This is a genomic window from Bacterioplanoides sp. SCSIO 12839 (assembly GCF_024397975.1).
In the GTDB taxonomy this organism is placed as follows: Bacteria; Pseudomonadota; Gammaproteobacteria; order Pseudomonadales; family Oceanobacteraceae; genus Bacterioplanoides.
Genome location: NZ_CP073745.1, coordinates 2,026,004 through 2,042,671 on the forward strand (window position 1 = coordinate 2,026,004; position 16,668 = coordinate 2,042,671).

Here is a 16,668-nt window from a genome sequence, read left to right on the forward strand (position 1 = left end):
AAGACATTGTTTTAAATGATGTTATTGCAACAGCGAGTAGCCAGGCTGCTCGCTATTTCACCCGAGCGATTGCAACGCATCCTGCTGATTGGCGTGCCTATTATTGGCGGCATGTTATCCCAGAGTCTGATCAATCTGGTGGATGCCGCAATGGTCGGCCGCTTAGGGGATGTGGCACTTGCCGGCGTTGGAGTTGGCAGTTATGCCAGCTTTATTGTGGTCTCAGCCGTGATGGGCTTATCTTCCGGTGTCCAGGCGCTGGTCGCTCGACGCAGCGGAGAGCTGCAAAAGAAAGGCGGCTCACAAAAAAGTAGTGACAACCCTCAAGGCCAATTGGCTGAACCTTTATTATCGGGGCTATTACTGGCTCTACTCTGCGGCATCCCTCTTACCCTGTTGTTTTATTTCGGCGCGCCGTTTTTTATCCCGCTGTTTAACAACAGCGACGATGTTGCCGCCATTGCAATCCCCTACTTCGAATGGCGTACCCTGGCAGCCACTTTTATTGGTATGAACTTCGTGTTTCGTGGTTTCTGGAGCGGCATTGGCGACTCCAAAACCTACCTCAAAGTCTTGCTGTTTATGCACCTGGCCAATGTGGTACTGAGCTATTTGCTGATCTTTGGCCTGCCGAGCTTAGGGGTTTACGGCTATGGCGCCGTTGGCTCGGGTATGGGTACCGCTGCCTCCATGGTGCTTGGTACGCTGGTGTATTTCTGGCTGACATTCAGGCGACACCTGAACCACGCCATCTCACTGCCAAATCGCAACACCATACTCTCCGTCGCGCGCCTGGCCATTCCGAACTCCACCCAGCAAGTGCTGTTTGCCTTGGGCACCAGTGTGATGTTCTGGATCATCGGTCAGATCGGCACCCAGGAACAGGCGGTTGGCCACATCCTGATTAACCTAGCGTTACTGCTGATTCTGCCCGCCGTAGGACTTGGCATTGCCTCCAGCAGCCTGGTGGGTCAGGCCTTAGGGCGTGGCGACAAACACGACGCTTATCAGTGGGGCTGGGAAGTTGTGCGGGTAGCGGCACTGATTATGGCGGTGGTTGGCCTGCCCCTATGGTTATTCCCGCAGCAGATTCTGCGCTTATTCACCCCGGACATTCATTTGATTGAACTAGGCACCTGGCCGTTACGCATCTCCGGCTTTGCCATTGCGCTGGAGGTCACAGCCATGGTGCTGACTCAGGCTTTGTTAGGCGCTGGGGCCAGCAAGCAGGTGATGAAAATCAATCTGATCATGCAATGGGCCGTGTTATTACCGCTGGCTTATTTTGTTGGTCCGTTTGCCGGTGCCGGACTAACAGGCGTCTGGATTCTGCAAGGTGTGCAGCGGGTTTCGTTGTCATTAGTTTATGGTGTAATCTGGCGCAGCCGACATTGGGCAGACATTCGTATTTGAATCATTACTGACTATTCATTCCTGACTACTCATTCTTGACTACCCTGGAGATTGTGTATGACGTCGTATCGTCCCTTCTCGCTGGACAGCCTGAACAATCCTTATCAGCAGATGGAACCCGTGATTGCCCACCGTGGCGCCAGTGGTGAAGCGCCGGAAAATACCGCTGCCGCCATTCGCCTGGCCGCAGAACAAGGTGCCCACTGGATTGAAGTTGACACAACGATTAGTGCTGAAGGCATTGCAGTAATTTTTCACGACTCCGAATTGAAACGCTGCTCCAATGGAGCTGGTCATGTAGCACAACTGCGCCTGTCAGAACTCAAGGCACTCGATTGTGGCAGCTGGTTTTCTCCTCAGTACCGCGGCGAAAACATCCTGACACTCGCAGAGTTATTGACCTTGTGTAATCAACTGGGGCTGAACCTGAATCTTGAGGTCAAACCCAATATTGGCCGGGAGACCGAAACCGTCTGGGCCATTCGCACCGCGTTACAACAAGTCCCTTTTGATAACAGCTTGCTGCTCAGCAGCTTTAACCATCATGCACTGAAAGCTTGTCAGCAGCACTTGCCGGATATCGCTCGCGCGCTGAATGTCGACGCCATTCCTTATAACTGGCAGGAGCGGTTGGAAGAGTATCAGGCACTCGGCCTGCACTTCAGCGCCGACTTCTTTGATGCCAAACTGGTTCAACAACTCAGTGAACACGGCATTCCGATGGCCTGTTTTACCGTGAACTCCCCTGAACTGGCGCAAACACTGTGGCAGGCCGGAGTCTTATCCGTTTTTTCCGATTACCCATATCGATTAATCCAGACTGCCCGAAAAGCCAATCAATGGCATAATCACTAAAAGAAAACGATTGCGCATAGCAAACTAACAAATCACCGATATGCAATAGTGCTATTTAGATATAGTTAAATATTCATTTTAAGAATATGCAGGCTTTGTTAAAGTGCGCCGCCATAACCGACAAACCCGATTAGATTGATAATCTCAGATTGAGAAAGACGGATCACTATGTACGTTTACGACGAGTATGATCAGCAATTGCTGAATGAGCGCGTTGCCCAATTCCAGGGGCAAATGGACCGCTACCTCGCCGGCAAAATTCCGGAAGAGGAATTCCTGCCACTGCGACTGCAAAACGGTATTTATGTTCAACGCTATGCACCAATGTTACGAGTTGCCATTCCTTATGGCTTGTTTAACTCCAAACAGATGCGTGCTTTAGCTGAAGTTGCCCGCGATTATGATAAAGGTTACGCGCATTTCAGTACCCGTCAGAACCTGCAATTCAACTGGCCTGAGCTGGAAAAATGCCCTGAGATTTTAGCCAAGCTGGCTGAAGTTCAGATGCATGCAGTGCAAACCAGTGGTAACTGTATTCGTAACACCACCACCGACGAATACGCTGGTGTGATTAAAGAAGAGCTGGTTGATCCACGCCCTTACTGTGAAATCATCCGTCAGTGGTCAACCTTCCACCCGGAATTCGCCTTCCTGCCGCGCAAATTCAAGATTGCCGTTAATGCGGTACCGGGCGCAGACCGTGCGGCCATTCAGGTACACGACATCGGCGTTAACATCGTTAAAAACGATGCCGGTGAAGTGGGCTACCGCATTCTGGTGGGTGGCGGTCTGGGTCGTACCCCAATCGTTGGCACTGAGATTCGCGACTTTTTGGCAGAAGAAGATCTGCTGACCTATCTGGATGCCATCATCCGTGTTTACAACCAGTTTGGTCGTCGTGATAACAAGTACAAAGCGCGTATTAAAATCCTGGTAAAAGCACTGGGTATTGAGCGTATGCGTGAGCTGGTTGAAGAAGAATGGGCTCGCCTGAAAGACGGTGAAGGTAAGCTGCCAGCCAGCGAGCTGGAGCGTGTTAAATCTCACTTCACCGAGCCTGATTACAAAGCACTGGACGACAATCCAGCGGAATACCAGCAAGCACTGGCTGATAACGTTGCTTTTGCTCGCTGGGTACAACGCAATGTGCGCACCCACAAAAAGCCTGGCTACGCCATCGCCAGCTTTGCGCTGAAGCAAAAAGGCAATGCGCCAGGTGACGTGACAGCCGAGCAAATGGAAGACATCGCTGAGCTGGCTGACAGCTACAGCTTTGGTGAAATCCGCTCGACCCACCAGCAAAACCTGGTGTTAGCCGATGTAGAACAAAGCAAACTGTTCGAATTGTGGCAAACCGCCAAAGCCAAAGGTCTGGCAACCCCAACTCTGGGTCTGCTAACCGATATGATTTGCTGCCCGGGTGGTGATTTCTGTGCTCTGGCAAATGCCAAGTCTATTCCGATTGCCGAAGACCTGCAGATTCGTTTCGACAATCTGGACTACCTGCACGACTTAGGTGAAATCGACCTGAACATCTCTGGCTGTATGAATGCTTGTGGTCACCACCACGTTGGTAACATCGGTATTCTGGGCGTTGATAAGAAAGGTGAAGAGTTCTACCAGGTATCTCTGGGCGGCAACGCCGGGGACGACACCTCTTTGGGTAAAATTTTAGGCCCATCTTTCTCACGCCAGGCCATTCCGGATGTGATTGGCAAAGTACTGGACTGTTATGTAGAAAAACGCAGCGATGGCGAAAGCTTCCTGGAAGTTTACCGTCGTGTTGGTCACACCACCTTCAAGGAGGCCGTTTATGGAAAACCTGAATAAGGCAAACTTAATCAAAGGCCGCCAGCTGGTATCAGATGATCAATGGCAGGTAATTGCGGATGACGAAGCCATTCAGGACTTCGCCATCATCAGCCTGACCCGCTGGAGCGAGAACAAAGACGAACTGAAAGCTCAGGCACAAGCCGGTAAGCTGGCCGTTCATCTGGCAGCGGGTGAAACAGCGGAGCAACTGGCCGACGAAGCCAGCCACTTTGCCCTGATCACCATCGACTTCCCCAAGTTTGCAGACGGCCGAGGCTACTCAGCCGCTCGCTTACTGCGCGAGCGTTATGGCTACGAAGGTGAGCTGCGCTCTGTGGGTGACGTTTTGATCGACCAACTGTTCTTTATGCAGCGTTGTGGCTTCACCAGCTTTGCGCTGCGTGGCGATCAGGATCTGGACGATGCAATTGCCGCATTCGACACCTTCACGGTGTGCTACCAGAATGACGCCAACGATCAGCGTCCGCTTTATCGTCGCCGCTAACGGCTCGCCAACAACAGAGTGATCCCACCACGCAGAGCGTGGGAGCCAGAACAATTGATCACTCTGTTGATATAAAACCGCCCTTGTGGCGGTTTTTGCATTTATGCTCCTCCCTCACACCTTTATCCGGCTAGAATGATTGTTATGGATCACGATATTGTTTTTTCATTTTTTCTGGTGTTCTCCGGGGCCACTATTTTTGCCACGCTGGCACTGTTCACGCGTCAACCGCTGTTGATTGCTTATATTGCATTGGGCGCATTAGTCGGCCCTTTTGGTATCGGCTGGATTGAACACCCGGAAAGCCTGTCAGATATGGCGCATATCGGCATCATTTTCCTGTTGTTCTTGCTGGGGCTGGATATGCAGCCAGCGGCACTGGCAGCGGTTTTGCGCAAGGCCACACTGGTTGCGCTTGTCAGCTCACTGGTGTTCTTTGCCAGCGGTTATGGCTTAACGCAAAGCTTTGGCTATAGCCAGATGGATAGCTTGGCTGTTGGCTTAGCCATGATGTTCTCCTCCACCATTATTGGCCTCAAGCTGCTGCCCACAACAGTATTGCACCACAAACATATCGGCGAACTCATGATTGGCCTGTTATTGATTCAGGATATGCTGGCTATTGTGTCGCTGATTTTACTGGGCGTAATGTCGGGTGAGAGCAAAATGCCGGTCTGGCAACCGTTTGTCGCGTTACCCGTTTTAGCCGTAGGCTGCTATCTGATGGTAAAAGGCGTGCTGCTACCGCTTATCGCACGCTTTGATCGCTATCAGGAATACCTGTTTATTCTTGCCATCGGCTGGTGCCTTGCCGTCGCAGAAGGAGCCAAAGTTGTTGGTTTAACCCATGAGATCGGAGCATTTATTGCTGGAGTCACGCTGGCTACCAGCCCAATTGCACAATTTATTGCCATTAGCCTGAAGCCGCTACGGGACTTCTTTCTGGTGATGTTCTTTTTTGCGCTAGGCGCGAGCTTTAATATTGGCTTGTTGTCAGATGTAATTGTTCCGGCCGCCATTTTGGCAGCCATCGTGCTGGTGATAAAACCCGTGACCTTCCGCCTGCTACTGGCACGCTTCAGTGAGCGCCGGGCACTGGCCTGGGATGTGGGCTTTCGCCTGGGGCAAATCAGTGAATTCTCATTGCTGATCGCATTTGTCGCCTTGCAGAGCAATTTGCTTAGCGAACAGGGCTCCTCTCTGATTCAGGCCACGGCGATTATTACCTTTGCCATTTCCAGCTATATCGTGGTGTTTAACTACCCGAATCCCATTGCGGTAAAAGATGAGTTAAGAAGGGATTAACTGGCTCCCACGCTCTGCGTGGTAGTCATGTCTGAATTGAAGCTCCCACGCAGAGCGTGGGAGCTAGAGTAAACGCTGGATTTGGTTCTCACTCCCTCCAGAGCCATTGTTGATTCGCACCACCGTGATGTTGCCATTGGCCAACACGACCACCCTGCTCGGTCGACATGGCATCAAGCACGATATTATTGTCATTGCGACTGCGCAGTGTATTGCCAACAAGATCAAATCTTAGATTATTGCTATCAACACAATCCCAGATGCCAACAGTGCCATCACTGTAAGTTTGTCCACGATTATCAAGACACTTGCCTAATTTGCTTTTCACATAACCACTGGAAGCATCATAGGCCCACAACTGAGCGGCATTGCCATCACACGGCCACAACCAGACATCGTTGCCATTGTGAGTCTGTGCGTATTTCACATCCAGGCACAAACCGCTGCGCTGATCCACTAACATACGGTATTCCGGCACATTAAGATTAATCACATTCTCAATCAGACGCTTACCCGGAAAGTCTGACCACACCAGACCCAGAGCGCGGCTCTGGATATTACCGTTCTGAATATAATCCGCCGCCAGCGTATTCAAGCCTTCAAAGGCGATGGTACAGATGCCAATAAAACAGTTTACCCGCGGGAAGTCAGGGTAAGAATCCTTCCAGCCTGGCGTGGTCAGGCCAGTCGCCAGTCGTGGGGCTGAAGTTCCTGGTGAGCTATGGCCGCTGGCAACAAAATACGGAAATGAACCGCCAGAAGCATTCAGGCCATGATTATAAATCACCGCATGATTGCCATTATCTGCTGCTTCAAAGCGCGCCTTCACACCTTGCCACTGCTCATGCAATTCCCAGTTATTATCCATCGTATAATCAGGAACACCGCCAGACAGCTGGGATTGATGGATACCGCGTACATTACGTGGCGTGAAATGCTTATAAAGCATCACGATTTTTCCACGGATTTCACTCAAAGTTGGATTCAGCGACGTTGGCGTCCAGAACGGGGCGTTATAGTCTGCTGCATATTGGTCCAGCGTTTCTTCAAATTTGCGGGTGTTATCTTTTTCGGTATGGGCTGGTTGAATGTTCATCAGAATGGTTTCTGACGGATTGGCTTTAAGAAACTCCACCACCGGCTTCAACACATCTTCACCAAACCAGGCATGCTGAAACACAATGCCGTGATGGATAGCAAATTTGTTATTGATATGGCGATTACGGATATCCAGTACCCGAATCCCAGATTCGAGCTGATCTTTCAGCGACATTGACTGAGTCTGAACAATATCACCGCCATGAAATGACAAGGTATCGTGACTGCCCACCAATGACATTTTATTTAGCCGGGTGTCATCACTTAATCGTTGCATCCAGGAAGGATGATGAGCAACCGCGCCATCACCATGATAGTAGGCGCCATCATCATGCGCCGATACGATGGCTGGCATTGATAGGACGAGAGACAAAAGCGTCGAGGTTATTATTTTTTTCATCTGGCGCTCCAAAAGCATTGTCAGGAGTAAGCACTATAAATGCTCACTTTCCCAACGTCCCCTACCCTGAAGAAAAACGGCACGATAGGCCCAAAAAGTCCTCTTTATAACGCCTAAACTACTTCTGGATGCGAATAACCTAGCTTGCGATGATGGCGTAATTACCACTGAAGGTCACAGCGACCTTGCTATCTGGTTGGCCGTCAGTGGTAATAACGGCATCCAGTGAAATTTTGGCTTTTCCGGCTTCGTCATAGTCAGCAAAAAAGCGATCAAACTCTGTCGTATTGGGAGCCTGAGCAATGGCGCGAATGGTTCCGGCAACCGGGGCTTTGTATTTAACTTCCCCTCCGGTAACAACTTGATTGCACTCAATGCCCTTCTCCTGGGTTTTTAAATAAACCAGCCCCCAGCAGGCCATGACAGCAGCATTGTATAAACTGCCACCAAAAGCCGTTTGTTTATCGTTGATATTTGGCTCCAGAGGCGCCGTTAAAATCAATTGTTCACCATCGTAAGATTCAACTTCCAAACCCATAAACTGGGTGATCGGCAGGTGTTCAACAAAGAAATCTTTTAATTTTTGGCTAATATCAGCATTCATAAACTTATTACTTACAGAAGGTCAATAATTTTCTGGGCAGCATTGTACGGTGTTGTCTGGTTATTCAACACCTGATTTTCCAGCTCGGGCATTTGCTGCTGCACTTCCGGGTTTTGTTTGAGACGTAATTCAAGCATCTCGTGAATCAGTTTCTTCAACCATTCACTGTTCTGGCGGGCACGCTTCTCATCAAAGGCCGATATGCCGGCGTTCACACAGCCTGATGCAGCGGACTGATAGTCTTCGATCATTTGCCACACATCCTGAATACGCTCTTTTTTCAGCGCAGAACAGGTTTTCACCTGCGGGCTCCAGAAACTGGAATTTTTCATCAAGTGGAATGCACTCTGATAATGGCTCTGGGTTTGCTGGGCAAGATTGATGCTTTCGCCATCGGCTTTATTAATCACCAGCGCATCAGCCAATTCCATAATGCCACGCTTAATGCCTTGTAATTCATCACCAGCATTAGGAAGCATCAGCACCAAAAAGAAGTCGACCATGGCCGCAACTTCGTATTCTGACTGACCAACACCAACCGTTTCGACCAGAATCACATCATAGCCAGCTGCCTCACAGAGCAGCATGGTCTCGCGGGTCTTCTGAGCAACACCACCTAATGCCCCTTCACTGGGAGAGGGTCGAATAAAGGCGTTTTCTTCGCGGGATAATAATTCCATGCGGGTTTTATCACCGAGAATACTGCCACCACGCAGCGGCGAACTTGGGTCTACCGCCAGTACCGCGACCTTCTTACCCTGCTCGATTAAATACAGACCAAAGGCTTCGATAAAAGTGGATTTGCCAACGCCAGGAATGCCGGTAATTCCTATACGAATGGATTTCCCTGTATCCGGCAGCAACTGATTCAGAATACCCTGGGCTTGCTCACGATGGGTATCGAGCTTACTTTCAACCAGCGTGATGGCTTTCGCCAATGCCCGACGATTACCGGATGTTAACTTTTCTAAATCAATCATTTTTTAGCCTGACTCGCAGCGGTAAACATTCGCTCGGAACGCCATGAATACTTCCTTGTAGGCTCGGCGATGACTTCCATGTCAGCGCACGCCCACGCCAAATATTCACCACTGTTCGTTTATCTAAAACGAAAAAACCGAATACTTTTCGAGAGCAGCAACAGGATGTTGCGTCCGCCCGGCAGGCACATGGATGTGCCTTCGGGGCGGCGGCAGAAAAGTAATCGGTTGATTCGTCGCTTTAATAGAAACGAGGATGTTAACCCTGCGCTTCGTTAATAGCATCCAGTACCTGACGTGCACTTACCGGGATTTTGGTTCCCGGACCAAAGATGCCTTTAACACCCGACTCCCACAGATAATCATAATCCTGCTTCGGAATTACACCGCCAGCGACCACGATAATGTCATCCGCGCCCTGCTTCTTCAGCTCTTCGATTAAAGCCGGAACCAGAGTTTTATGACCCGCCGCCTGGGAAGATACCCCCACAACGTGAACGTCATTTTCAATCGCCTGCTTGGCAACTTCTTCCGGCGTAGAGAACATCGGTGATAAATCGATATCAAAACCAACATCGGCAAATGCGGTTGCGATCACCTTGGCGCCACGGTCGTGACCGTCCTGACCCATCTTACACACCAACATACGAGGGCGACGACCGTGCGCACCTTCAAAGCTTTCAATATCCGCTTTGATGGACTGCCAGTCCGCATCGTTTTCGTATGGCGCGCCATAAACACCTGAGATAGTGCGAGCTTCCGCCTGGAAGCGACCAAATTCTTCTTCCATCGCGTCGGAAATCTCACCCACCGTGGCGCGTAAACGCGCAGCTTTCACCGCCAGATCCAGCAAATTACCTTCACCCGTTTTTGCGCATTCAGTGATTGCCGCCAACGCTGCATTCACGGCATCGGTGTCACGGGTGGCACGGATTTCTTCAAGACGTTTGATCTGAGAATCACGAACGGCCATGTTGTCGACTTCGAGGATTTCCAGATCGTCTTCTTTCTCGAGTTCGTATTTATTAACACCAACAATAACGTCTTCACCGCGGTCGATACGGGCTTGTTTCTTCGCCGCCGATTCTTCGATACGCAGTTTCGGCAGGCCTTCTTCAATCGCTTTCGCCATGCCACCTTTGGATTCAATCTCTTCGATTAACTCCCAGGCTTTATCAGCAATTTGTTGAGTCAGGCTTTCCATCATATAAGAGCCGCCCCACGGATCGACCACCTGACGGATACCGGTTTCTTCCTGAATAATAATCTGAGTATTACGGGCAATACGGGCAGAGAATTCGGTTGGCAGCGCCACGGCTTCATCCAACGCGTTGGTGTGCAGAGACTGAGTACCACCAAATACGGCTGCCATGGCTTCAATCGTAGTACGAACCACATTGTTATATGGGTCTTGCTCGGTAAGAGACCAACCTGACGTTTGCGAGTGAGTACGCAGCATCGAAGACTTAGGATTCTGAGGATTGAACTCCTTCATAATCCGATCCCACAACAAACGACCAGCACGTAGCTTGGCAATTTCCATATAGAAGTTCATGGAAATGCCCCAGAAGAACGACAGGCGCGGAGCAAAGGCATCAACATCCAGGCCGGCATTAATCGCGGTACGAACGTATTCACGACCATCACTCAGGGTATACGCCAGTTCAAGTGCCGCATCGGCACCGGCTTCCTGAATGTGGTAGCCGGAAATCGAAATCGAGTTAAATTTCGGCATATGCTCAGAGGTATAAGCAATGATATCGCCGATGATTTTCATCGATGGGGACGGTGGGTAAATGTAGGTATTACGCACCATAAATTCTTTCAGAATATCGTTTTGAATCGTGCCACTCAGTTTATCCTGAGATACACCTTGCTCTTCTGCCGCAACGATATAGTTGGCCAAAATCGGCAGCACTGCGCCATTCATGGTCATGGAGACGGAGACTTTATCCAGCGGAATACCGTCAAACAGGATTTTGGAGTCTTCCACCGAATCAATAGCAACACCCGCTTTGCCTACATCACCGGTTACCCGAGGATGGTCTGAGTCATAGCCACGGTGAGTTGCCAGGTCGAATGCAACCGAGACGCCCTGAGCACCCGCTTTCAGGTTTTTACGATAAAACGCGTTGGATTCTTCTGCCGTGGAGAAGCCCGCGTACTGACGAATAGTCCAGGGGCGGCCAGCGTACATGGTTGCTTGCGGGCCACGCACATACGGCGCCATGCCCGGCATGGTGTCAGCGTATTCCAGATCTTTGACATCATCTTGGGTGTAAAGGATTTTGATCGGAATATCTTCCGGCGTATGCCATTCCATTTCTTCCGGGGTCATGCCCTTCATTTGTTTGGTGGCTAACGCTTCCCATTCTTTCAGGGTTGGTTTATTGGAATCAGTCATAACTACAATCCTGAATTAATGATCATCTTGAGGTTGGTTGAGCTCGATCAACACGCCGTCGCAGCTTTTCGGATGAATAAAAATCACCTTGCAGTTGTGAGCACCAATAGAAGGTTCATCCGATAAAAATTGATAGCCCTTTTCTTTCAGCCGGGCAACATCGGCTTCCAGATCATCGCTACGGAAACACAAGTGATGAATACCACCACCCTTCTTATCCAGATAACCCTGAATCGGGCCTTCACCGTTTAATGGGTGTACCAGTTCGATACTGGTCTCCGGTAACGGGAAAAATGCCGTACTGGTTTTTGCCGCTGGCACATCTTCCTGGCCTTTGTATGGAAGACCAAAATCTTCCATAAAACGTTTGATGGCTTTTTCAAGATCCGGTACCGCGATGGCGATATGGTCTAAAGCAACAATCATAACTCTCTCACCTGTTTTCTTTTTGGCTCACCTGTTTTCGAAATGAGCAAAAGCCCCTGATCACTCAGAGGCTTGCTTAAATGGCTGTTATTTAATCGCAGCCAGGAACTCGCCGGTTTGTTTTTCAACACGGGCCTGAATTTCTTCAACCGTTTCTTCGATCACAATTTCATCCGGCGTAATTTTAAATAATGGCTGCCCTTTACTGATGATAGTGCCATCATCATCAACCAATATTTTTTCAATCGTTCCGGCGAATGGCGCATTCACTTTGTTGAACATTTTCATCACTTCGATGATGTACAACGGCTCTCCGGCTTCAAAGTGTGTGCCTTCCTCAACGAATGGTGGCAGCCCTGGTGCTTCACATGAGTAGAACATACCGCCAGTAGGTGCCAGAATTTCATCACTTTTCGCCACTGGAGGTGGCACAAGCACCTTCGCCATCTTCGCTTGCAGGTCTTCGTCGGTCAGACGTTCAGGAATGTGGATACTCAGATCTTCATTCACTTTCAAGTCGAAGAACTGTGTGCTGAAGCCGATAAACGGTAACAGCGATAAGATGTCACAACCTGCCTGATAGCCGATATGTGCCGACTGAACAGCAACCCATTGATCAGCATCGATTCCCTGAGGCGCCGCTTTAGCATTCAGAACCGTACACAGCTCAGCAAAATCAGTAATACCCAGTCGATTTTCCAGTTCATCATAGAAAGCAACCGCCTGGCTCAGTACCTCATGATCGTGATCCCAAATCATGCTGGCAGCTGGGTTTTCGGCATTAAAGTTCATATTCAGGAAGTGATAGGTCTCTTTCAGTACCTGAACCGGGTTTTTCAACCAGGTGATCTGACCTTTTTCACTTTGAGCAAAGTTATCCTGATTAATGCTCAACCAGCCCGATAGAATATGCGGATCGGCAAATAAACGCTCAATCGGACGAGTCAACAACAGCTCTTTACTGGCAAGAACCTGTTGCATCGCCGCTTTTTCATCCTTAGCCCGCAAGCCTGTCATGGCTTTAGCACACACCTGCTTGTAAGCGTGTTTAAGGTCGAAATTGTTGGCTTTTTCTTTCAATAAGCCAACCGCCGTCAGGTAAGGAACGATATAACGCGTGGTTGGGCGGGCATTGATGTTATTACCCAGGAACCAGTTCACCAGACCGTAGTGGAACTCCAGGTTGGTCGCCAGGTCCTTACCCTGCAATTCTGTGGTACGTAAAATCTCAGCCAGTCGTTCGTAGCTGTCGAGACGCTTGTTACCCACGGTCAACAGCAAGGCGATGTTACTGTCGTAAGCACCGGCCAGGTGATACTTCATAAAGACGTCGGTATCTGGATTGTGCAACGAGATACCCTGGTCATCACGGATTTCACCTTCACGTGCATCGGACCAGTGCTCAATCACACCACCCGCGTGAGGCGCCAATGCGTGGTTAGTGGCATTCAAACGCGCTTCAACCGACGAGATATTACGCATCACACGCTGTGGTTTTGGTAAGCGCGGACCGTGCGCAGCCAGCAATACCATGGCTTCAACCAGAGAATTAACCACAAAGTAGTCGTCGGCATTGTTTGGGTTAACAAACTTCAGCGCATAACACAGCTCAGTCACCCGGTGTTCTACCTGAATACGGGTATTCATTTCCATAAAGAAGTGCTTGTCGCGGTCGACGATACACTCAAACGTCGACACGCTGTCCAGGCCTACCGCTTTACCGAATACTTCCGACTGACGTTCCATCTCCAACAGCGTTTCGATGTCTTGTTTGAGAATCTGAGCTTCGGTATTACGGCCATCTTTCACCGCTTCGGTGAGCGCAGCTTCCAGGTCTTCAACGGTTACGGAGACTTCCAACAGCTTTTGCTCGTGCATCTGCAGTGAACAGTCACGGCCGCCCATTGCCAGCGTCCAGTCGCCATTACCAATCACCTGAATTTCCTGGTGACGCGTGGTTTCGATGTTCAGTTCAATCAGTACGTTTTTATTGTCACCCTGACCGGTTGCTTTCACCTCATTGAGGATCTCCAGCACCAAAGACGGTGCCAAGTCCGCGACCTGTGCCAGCTGCTTATCCAGATCACCATCAAAAGACGATGGGTTTGGCAGGATACGCTGACCTTTACCGCCACCACCGCCGATGCACTTCAGTCGGATGCGGTTTTGCGGATAATCACGCCCCATGACGATAACTTGCTCACGAATGGTCTCCGCCAGATCATCAATGGTGTACAGGTCAACGCCTTTATCGTAAGACGCGGCTAATACCACATCAGCTTTACTGACCAGTTCTTCGGCAGCGTCAAACGCTTCCTGATTCAGCGGCAGTTGCTCTTTTTCAACTAACGCCAACAGCGCTTTTTCATCACTGTGTTTTTTCAGTAAGGTGATCGCCGTGGCGTTATCAATACCTGGCGTGACACTCACACCGACTTTTAACGCAGTACGTTTCGCTTCATCTTTCAGACCAGCATCGTGTACGGTTTTTGAACAAGGACCAATAAAGTTCAGGCCTGCCTGCTCCATTGCCGACACCATATTCTCGTCTTCGGCCATAAAGCCGTAACCGGTGTAGATGGAGTTATAACCGTTTTCTTTAGCGATATTGATGATCTGCTTGATACGAACATCACGCTCTTCTTTATCGACACCAGTGTAATCCGGTACACGATGCACACGACTCGGATCCGTCAGCTTACGCAGCTCAGGTGCCAGTGCATTTTGATAAACAATGGAGTCTTTTTCCGACAGCAGGATACCGTAGTGCTCAATACCCATTTCTTCGAATACGTCCATCGCTTCTTTACGAATCGGACCACGGCAGATAATGAGTGGCTTCATTTCTGTGCAGCTGAAGCTCTGCACCCATTCACTCTTGGCATTAGCCAGCTGACGATCCTGATGAATCAGCGGATTGTTCAGATAGTAATCGTTGCTCATAATTAAACCCGTCTCTCAAATCTTTACTAGTGTGTGAATCTGCTATTAGTGGAACTCGCGCTGAACACCATTAAATGGTTCAGGCGTGTAATGACGCAGATGGAAATCCATGTTTTCACACAGGACTTTACGCAGATCGCTCGGCATCACGATTTGCGAGATCGAACCTAAGCTCAGAGCTTCATTCGGGTTCATTAACTCTTCTTCATAACGCTTGGCCAGCAGGGCTTCCTGTTCCTTCGCCCAATCGGCGGATTTGGAGCCACTTTTAACCGCGTTACGAATTTCCTGCAGCTCTTGCTTGTAAACAAACTCAACGCCCGCAGGCCCCATCACCGCAGCGCGGGTAGAAGGCAATGCGATAACAAAGTCTGCACCGGTTGGGTAATTGTTATATGAGGCGTAAGCACCACCAAAGGCATTACGGATAATCACCAGGAAACGTGGTGTGCGCAGATCGATAATGGCATCCAACATGGCACGTCCGGCCTGCACAATGCCCTGGGTTTCCTGATCTTTACCCGGCAGGAAGCCAGTCGTGTCTTCCATAAAGATGACCGGAATGTTGTACAGGTTACAGAAGCGGATAAACCGTGCATTTTTGTAAGCTGCAGCGATATCGATCTGACCAGAAGACACCGCTGAGTTATTGGCAACAAACCCCACCACATTGCCGCCCATGCGCCCCAATGCAGTGATGGTGTTACGAGCACGATCCGGTTGGATTTCAAGAAAATCACCGTGATCACACAATTGCTGAATCATAATGGTGACATCAATCGGCGTATTAAATCCGGTTGGAGCGTTGAATGCTTTTTTCAGCAGAATATCAACATCCCACGTCTTACGATCAATCGGGTCTGACGTTGGCTGATGTGGCGCCAACTCACTGTTATTACCTGGCAGGTAGTTCAGCAGTTGCTTCACTTTTTTCAGGGCAGAAATTTCGTCTTTAACCACAAAATCGGTGACACCACTCTGACTGTGGACACCCGGACCACCTAACTCATCTGGCGTGACATCTTCACCGAGCACGGATTTCACAACACCCGGGCCGGTTAAACCAAAGAAAGTATCGTTAGGTTGAATCAGGAAACTGCCCTGACGCGGCAAGTAGGAACCACCGCCGGCATTGAAACCGAACATACACATAATGGAAGGCACAACGCCCGATATCTTACGTAAAGCGGTGAAGGCTTCGGCATAACCGTCAAGACCACCAACACCCGCAGGCACATAAGCACCCGCACTGTCGTTCAGACCAACCAGTGGGATACGGCGCTTACCAGCCAGCTCAAATAAACGCGCCAGCTTCTTACCGTTGGTTGCATCCATAGAACCAGCACGAACGGTAAAGTCATGACCATAAAGTGCAACATCACGACCATTAATTTTGACAACCGCTGTTACCAGTGAGGCACCATCAAGATTTTTACCCCAGTTCTGGAACAGTACCGTTGGGTCTTCATCAGTCAGAACGGAGATTCGTTCCCAGATAGTCATACGCTTTTTAGCGTGTTGACGGGTAATGGCGTTAACGCCTGCTGCTTTGCGTGGGCGCTGAATCAGCTCATAACCTTTCTTCAGGTTTTCTTCATAAAGACCAGGGTTATAAGAGGCCTGACCTGGAATTGCGAATTCAACTTCTTCTTTCTGATCAAAAGGATTGGTCAGTGAAGCCTGCGTTTTTTTTGCTTGAGGAGCAGTTGCTTTTGTCATTGTAAGTGTCGTTCCGTTAAATAGGTTTACTACGACCAACTTTCTGCGGGTATTAACCAATGCTGTGGTTTCTACCAGATGCATAAAGGAAGCTCACCAGAATAAGTAAGGCGATAATAATGGCGCACATCCATCTTGTGAATAGTCGGAATGTCGAATAAAAATAGTGCTGCATTTCAATGGCTCAGCACCCAAACTGGTATA

Annotated in this window: 12 protein-coding genes; 5 read left to right on the forward strand and 7 right to left on the reverse strand. The window is 49.6% G+C overall.

Annotated features, from left to right (window positions below):
- Positions 1–15 precede the first annotated feature (15 nt).
- The 5 genes from KFF03_RS09405 (at position 16) to KFF03_RS09425 (ending at position 5,890) form a co-directional block, all read left to right on the forward strand.
- A complete protein-coding gene (locus tag KFF03_RS09405) occupies positions 16–1,413 on the forward strand; it encodes an MATE family efflux transporter (RefSeq protein WP_255856638.1) in 1,398 nt (465 codons plus the stop codon).
- 57 nt (positions 1,414–1,470) lie between these two features.
- Positions 1,471–2,268 (forward strand): glycerophosphodiester phosphodiesterase family protein, encoded by a 798-nt coding sequence (locus tag KFF03_RS09410; protein WP_255856639.1) that lies wholly within the window; start codon positions 1,471–1,473, stop codon positions 2,266–2,268.
- A gap of 168 nt (positions 2,269–2,436) precedes the next feature.
- On the forward strand, positions 2,437–4,098 hold the full coding sequence (locus KFF03_RS09415; protein ID WP_255856640.1) for a nitrite/sulfite reductase: 1,662 nt from the start codon (positions 2,437–2,439) through the stop codon (positions 4,096–4,098).
- Complete coding sequence (locus tag KFF03_RS09420) at positions 4,082–4,585, forward strand: DUF934 domain-containing protein (protein WP_255856641.1); 504 nt, start codon at positions 4,082–4,084, stop codon at positions 4,583–4,585. Before KFF03_RS09415 ends, KFF03_RS09420 begins: the two co-directional genes overlap by 17 nt.
- A 144-nt stretch (positions 4,586–4,729) precedes the next feature.
- A complete protein-coding gene (locus tag KFF03_RS09425) occupies positions 4,730–5,890 on the forward strand; it encodes a cation:proton antiporter (RefSeq protein WP_255856642.1) in 1,161 nt (386 codons plus the stop codon).
- A gap of 88 nt (positions 5,891–5,978) precedes the next feature.
- On the opposite strand, the gene KFF03_RS09430 is transcribed toward KFF03_RS09425, so the two are convergent.
- From KFF03_RS09430 to KFF03_RS09460, 7 genes are all read right to left on the reverse strand, one after another.
- Positions 5,979–7,388, reverse strand: a complete 1,410-nt coding sequence (locus KFF03_RS09430; protein WP_255856643.1) for a phosphatidylinositol-specific phospholipase C domain-containing protein — start codon at positions 7,386–7,388, stop codon at positions 5,979–5,981.
- Positions 7,389–7,527: 139 nt separating this feature from the next.
- A complete protein-coding gene (locus tag KFF03_RS09435) occupies positions 7,528–7,992 on the reverse strand; it encodes a YiiD C-terminal domain-containing protein (protein ID WP_255856644.1) in 465 nt (154 codons plus the stop codon).
- 11 nt (positions 7,993–8,003) lie between these two features.
- Entirely contained in the window at positions 8,004–8,972 is a 969-nt protein-coding gene (gene meaB / locus KFF03_RS09440) for a methylmalonyl Co-A mutase-associated GTPase MeaB (RefSeq protein ID WP_255856645.1), read from the reverse strand.
- A gap of 259 nt (positions 8,973–9,231) precedes the next feature.
- The gene (scpA, locus tag KFF03_RS09445; RefSeq protein ID WP_255856646.1) at positions 9,232–11,376 is read right to left on the reverse strand and encodes a methylmalonyl-CoA mutase; all 2,145 of its coding nucleotides are present in this window, start codon (positions 11,374–11,376) and stop codon (positions 9,232–9,234) included.
- Positions 11,377–11,391: 15 nt separating this feature from the next.
- A complete protein-coding gene (mce, locus tag KFF03_RS09450; protein ID WP_255856647.1) occupies positions 11,392–11,802 on the reverse strand; it encodes a methylmalonyl-CoA epimerase in 411 nt (136 codons plus the stop codon).
- A gap of 87 nt (positions 11,803–11,889) precedes the next feature.
- Positions 11,890–14,745, reverse strand: a complete 2,856-nt coding sequence (locus tag KFF03_RS09455) for a biotin/lipoyl-containing protein (protein WP_255856648.1) — start codon at positions 14,743–14,745, stop codon at positions 11,890–11,892.
- Positions 14,746–14,790: 45 nt separating this feature from the next.
- Positions 14,791–16,464: an acyl-CoA carboxylase subunit beta gene (locus KFF03_RS09460; protein ID WP_255856649.1), complete on the reverse strand. Its 1,674-nt coding sequence runs from the start codon at positions 16,462–16,464 to the stop codon at positions 14,791–14,793.
- Positions 16,465–16,668: the final 204 nt, after the last annotated feature.

What these genes read in the sequence shown, in the direction of transcription:
- KFF03_RS09460 (WP_255856649.1), bottom strand. Translation starts at nt 16,464, where the DNA reads ATGACAAAAGCAACTGCTCCTCAAGCAAAAAAAACGCAGGCTTCACTG.
- scpA (WP_255856646.1), bottom strand. Translation starts at nt 11,376, where the DNA reads ATGACTGATTCCAATAAACCAACCCTGAAAGAATGGGAAGCGTTAGCC.
- meaB (WP_255856645.1), bottom strand. Translation starts at nt 8,972, where the DNA reads ATGATTGATTTAGAAAAGTTAACATCCGGTAATCGTCGGGCATTGGCG.
- KFF03_RS09425 (WP_255856642.1), top strand. Translation starts at nt 4,730, where the DNA reads ATGGATCACGATATTGTTTTTTCATTTTTTCTGGTGTTCTCCGGGGCC.
- KFF03_RS09405 (WP_255856638.1), top strand. Translation starts at nt 16, where the DNA reads ATGATGTTATTGCAACAGCGAGTAGCCAGGCTGCTCGCTATTTCACCC.
- KFF03_RS09410 (WP_255856639.1), top strand. Translation starts at nt 1,471, where the DNA reads ATGACGTCGTATCGTCCCTTCTCGCTGGACAGCCTGAACAATCCTTAT.
- KFF03_RS09435 (WP_255856644.1), bottom strand. Translation starts at nt 7,992, where the DNA reads ATGAATGCTGATATTAGCCAAAAATTAAAAGATTTCTTTGTTGAACAC.
- KFF03_RS09420 (WP_255856641.1), top strand. Translation starts at nt 4,082, where the DNA reads ATGGAAAACCTGAATAAGGCAAACTTAATCAAAGGCCGCCAGCTGGTA.
- mce (WP_255856647.1), bottom strand. Translation starts at nt 11,802, where the DNA reads ATGATTGTTGCTTTAGACCATATCGCCATCGCGGTACCGGATCTTGAA.
- KFF03_RS09455 (WP_255856648.1), bottom strand. Translation starts at nt 14,745, where the DNA reads ATGAGCAACGATTACTATCTGAACAATCCGCTGATTCATCAGGATCGT.
- KFF03_RS09430 (WP_255856643.1), bottom strand. Translation starts at nt 7,388, where the DNA reads ATGAAAAAAATAATAACCTCGACGCTTTTGTCTCTCGTCCTATCAATG.
- KFF03_RS09415 (WP_255856640.1), top strand. Translation starts at nt 2,437, where the DNA reads ATGTACGTTTACGACGAGTATGATCAGCAATTGCTGAATGAGCGCGTT.